This is a genomic window from Anaerorhabdus sp. (assembly GCF_036637135.1).
Taxonomy (GTDB): Bacteria; Bacillota_I; Bacilli_A; order Erysipelotrichales; family Erysipelotrichaceae; genus Anaerorhabdus.
In genome coordinates this window covers 1-4,374 of the sequence record NZ_JAVWNC010000101.1, presented here as the reverse complement: position 1 = coordinate 4,374, position 4,374 = coordinate 1, and the positions used below count along the sequence as shown (strand labels likewise).

4 protein-coding genes are annotated in these 4,374 nt (G+C 32.7%); all 4 read right to left on the bottom strand.

Annotated elements, in window-relative coordinates:
- Positions 1–46: 46 nt before the first annotated feature.
- Positions 47–1,519, bottom strand: coding sequence for an amino acid permease (locus RR643_RS11340; RefSeq protein ID WP_332469826.1), 1,473 nt, complete (start codon positions 1,517–1,519; stop codon positions 47–49).
- Positions 1,520–1,543: 24 nt separating this feature from the next.
- Positions 1,544–2,950: a glutamate decarboxylase gene (locus tag RR643_RS11335; RefSeq protein WP_332469825.1), complete on the bottom strand. Its 1,407-nt coding sequence runs from the start codon at positions 2,948–2,950 to the stop codon at positions 1,544–1,546.
- Positions 2,951–3,465: 515 nt separating this feature from the next.
- On the bottom strand, positions 3,466–3,714 hold the full coding sequence (locus RR643_RS11330) for a hypothetical protein (protein WP_332469824.1): 249 nt from the start codon (positions 3,712–3,714) through the stop codon (positions 3,466–3,468).
- Positions 3,715–3,721: 7 nt separating this feature from the next.
- Positions 3,722–4,374, bottom strand: a 653-nt coding sequence (locus RR643_RS11325; RefSeq protein ID WP_332483284.1) for a hypothetical protein, incomplete at its 5' end; no start/stop codon positions are given.

Below are 4,374 nucleotides of genomic sequence, written 5' to 3'. Positions count from 1 at the left end.
AATAAAAAGCGGTGAAATTAATCACCGCCAAATTCTTCAGCTAATTCTATTCATCACTACCATCACTTAACACTGGCATTTTTTGTCCAGCTGGAAGTGGGTTTTTCTTTCTCATGAAGTGGTAAATAACGAATGGAATAAACAATGTAACAACAAAGCTAACTGAGAGAATTGTTAAATAAGTTGTTGATACACCTGGACCTGACAATTGTGATGGAGGTATAAACGAAATACCGAATGCGATGATTGATAAAATCAATCCTGAGAATCCAAAGAATAAACGAATTGCTTTACTCTTAGAAATTTGGAATGCTCTTGGCAAATTGTCATGTTTCAATACAAGCACGATGTATGCAACAAAGAAAATGATGTATGCAATGATGTAGATAACTACAGTCAATGAAATTGCTGTGAAGAATGATAAGTTATTGTTACCACCTCCACCAAAAGTTAAGATGGCTGTCCAAATTGTTACGATTAAACCTTGAAGTAATAAGAACTTAGTTGGAACGCCTTCTTTATTTGTTTCTGATAATGCTTTTGGTAATAGACCTTGTTTACCAGCAACTTGCATTCCCCAAGAAGGTCCTACAACCCATGCTGATACTTCGGCAATAACACCACCTGCAATTAGTAATGCGATGATTCTTACTACCCAATCTAATCCTTTACCAAAGTGTGCTAATAATCCGCTATAACCTTGCAATACTCCTGTTGATAAACCTAATTTAGCTGCAGGAACTACTGCACCAATTGAGATACCACCAATTGTATTTAAAATTACTGCTAATATAACCAATCCAATTATTGCTAATGGATAATCACGTTTTACATTTGTCATTTCATTTGCATGTGACGCTGATGCTTCAATACCTGCATAAGCTAAAATGAATGACACGAATACGACAAGCGTATTTACTTTAGAAAAATCTGGGATTAATGAACTTAATTCAAGCGACATACTACTCTTACCACCTGTTGCAAAATATGCGATAGCAAGAACGAATAAGACTACTGCTGGAATTAAAATACCAATACTAAATCCTATTTTAGAAATTTTGGCTGTTAACTTAGTCCCTTTAAATTGTGAGAAAGTTAAAGCCCAGAATATGATAAGAACTCCAAAGAATCTTACCATTGGGTCACTGTTAAGTGGTGCCCAATTCAATACATAAGACAATGCGCTTAGTATGAAATAAATCATTGTTACAAATCCAACTGTGATTTGGAACCATTGGAAGAATATATTGGCAAAGCCCCATTTTTCTCCAAGGATATTTCCGGACCAAGAGTATACACCTCCTGTATCCCATCCTTTTACTGTTGCCATTTCAGCTGCACATAGTGCTACTGGCAAGAACCAGAATAGACCACCTACAATTAAATAGAACACCAATGATAATCCAGATGAAGCAAATGTTGGATATTCATATACAGTCATTACCATCGTTGCTGTTAAGGCAAAGAATCCAAATAATGTTAAATGTTTTTTGGTACTAACTGGGTTTTTGTTAGACATATTAGATCTCCTCTCTTTTCACTCCTAGTGTGTGAATCCTTGTTTTCCTGTTAATTTTTTACCTGCTGTATCAGAGTGAGTGTTTTTTTCTAGATAATCAATTGCCATTGTTAAATCTTGAATTAATGCATCACGCATTGCACCAGAGAAATCGGCACGAATAACGAATCTTTGAATAACTGTGTTTTGTAAATTAGCTGGTAATGTATAAGCTGGAACTTGCCATCCTTTCATTGCCAAACGATCTGCTAATTCATATAGAGTCCATTTATGATTTTCTGGATTCTTTAAACGGTAACAAATTACCGGTACATTATCACCATCATTATAAATTTCAAAGATTCCCATCTTTTCAATTTCTTTTGTAATACTTACTGCTAAATCACGAGTATGTGTTTGGATAGTTTTCAATCCACTTAAACCATATCTCATGAAGATGTAGTATTGACCAATTATTTGACTTCCTGAACGTGAGAAGTTAATAGCCATTGTTGGTTGTTCACCACCTAAGTAGTTAACATAGAAGATTAAATTCTTTGGTAAGAATTCTTGGTTTTTCCATAAAACCCAACCAACACCTGGATATACTAATCCATATTTGTGACCTGAAGTACTGATTGATCGAACGTTCTTTAAGCTAAAATCCCATTCAATTTCTGGGTGTACAAATGGAGCAAACATTGCACCAGATGCACCATCAACGTGAATTCCGATTTTAACTTTAGCTGTCTTATTATATTCCTCAATAAGCTTATCTAAAGCCTTGATGTCATCAAACTTTCCTGTATAAGTAATTCCTAGAATACCAACTACACCGATTGTGTAGTCATCCACGTAATCTAATACTTTGTCGATGTTCAAACTCATGTGTTGTTCATCAAGTGGAACTTCTCTCATTTCGATGTCCCAATAAACACAGAATTTTTCCCAACATACTTGGTATCCTGAAGAAATAACTAAATTAGGTTTTTTCGCATGAATATCAATGCCTGCTTTTTCTGCTTCTTCACGCCATTTGAATTTCATTGCAAGACCACCAAGCATACATGCTTCAGATGATCCTACTGTTGATGTTCCTAATGTTGTACCATCACTTGGTGCGTGCCAGATGTCTCCGAGAATATTAACACAATAATTTTCTACTTCGGTCATCTTTGGATACTCAGATTTATCGATTGCATTAATTGCAAGACATTCAGACATTAACTTTGTAGCTTCTGGCTCCATATATGTTTGACAGAATGTAGCCAAGTTTTGTCTAGCATTACCTTCATCAATTAATTCATCACTAATTAATCTGTAAGCAACTTCTGCAGGGATTGATTCCTCATTTAACTTATTCTTTGGGAAGTTTGTATCCTCTGTAAATACTGCTAAATTTGGTGTTTGACTCTTTGAGTCTTTGTTAAATAATTTCTTGAAATGTAACATATTTTTTATGCTCCTTTTTGGGTAAATCTCGATAATCCTCAATAACTATTCTTCTTGTTGAGCACCTTCACCCCACTTCCGTATTTGTTAACAAGATTTATATTATTGAAGTCCGTAGAGAATTTTGAAATGAATAAATATTTTGCATCATTGCAATCAAATTTCATACTTCTCTATCGATAAATTCACTCTAACACCCGATATTTATATGGTCAATTAATGTGATTATCTCATTATTCTCTATACTTGTCAGATACCTAATTCAGTTATAATAAATTATTAGCAAGTCTAGTAACAATGCCTACTTATAACTCTTGATACAATGTACTGGTTTTAAAAAAATATTTTTATTTTTATATTCAAAATCACATGATTTCGCATAATGATGTGAATTTGAATAAATACATAATTGAATTATTTCTTCATATTGCATAATAAAAAATCACATTTTATGTTTAACATTTTTCATGGATGTTAACTCTATAAATGTGATTTTTCTATATCTTTTTTCTTTGTTATTTCATTATTTCTAATTCAAAATGTGATTTTATTTTTTGTAGCATTTCATCATTTTCATCAAACGAATTTCTACTATTTACATACCTAAAGAATTCTTCCCACTCACTCCAACAATATTTTTTTACTTCATTTTGTTCAATCATATCGTTAACAACTTTGACCCATTCTTTCCTAAAAGTTAAGTCTGAAAGATATAATAAGCCTGACATTTGATAAACTTGTTCAATTAAATTATGATTTTCCATAATACTGTTAACTTTCTACACTTTCATTTAATTCTTCATTTTTTTGATTATCATCGCTTGATTCAGTCTCTGATGAGTTATTATCCGCATCACTTTGAAGCAAAGCATCATCTTCATTTATTGCTTGATCTAAACTTTCTTCTTCAGTAACTTGTATCTTAGCTTGATCTAATGGAATATTTAATGATGTAGTTGTTTTAGAAATATTCCCATTATAAACAACAACAATATCTACATATACGGTTTTTCCCTTTGCATCATTTAACCAACCTGAACTAACTGTTCCAGTTTCGGGATTAGTAGCTGTTTTCCATAATTTATTATCTGGTATCACTGCACCTAGTGATGTTCCTTGTACAGTTCCTGTTAATGTATTTGTTATACCACCTTCAATATAATTCATATAGCCAACCCAGTGTTTATTTTTCATTAATGGAATGGGTGTACCATTTTCCCCTGATGTCATTAACGATACAGGTTGATTTTGATCATTTATGTAATAATAGTTTAAAATTAAATCATTACCAATTCTCTCCGCTGCTGCCTTCGAAGTTGCTGCATCACCAACTAATATATCTGTATAAGTTTGAACTAGATCTCCTTGTGACAAAGCATGAATATTCAATAAATATCCTTTATCTAATTCAAAACTTACGACTA

What these genes read in the sequence shown, in the direction of transcription:
- RR643_RS11330 (WP_332469824.1), bottom strand. Translation starts at nt 3,714, where the DNA reads ATGGAAAATCATAATTTAATTGAACAAGTTTATCAAATGTCAGGCTTA.
- RR643_RS11340 (WP_332469826.1), bottom strand. Translation starts at nt 1,519, where the DNA reads ATGTCTAACAAAAACCCAGTTAGTACCAAAAAACATTTAACATTATTT.
- RR643_RS11335 (WP_332469825.1), bottom strand. Translation starts at nt 2,950, where the DNA reads ATGTTACATTTCAAGAAATTATTTAACAAAGACTCAAAGAGTCAAACA.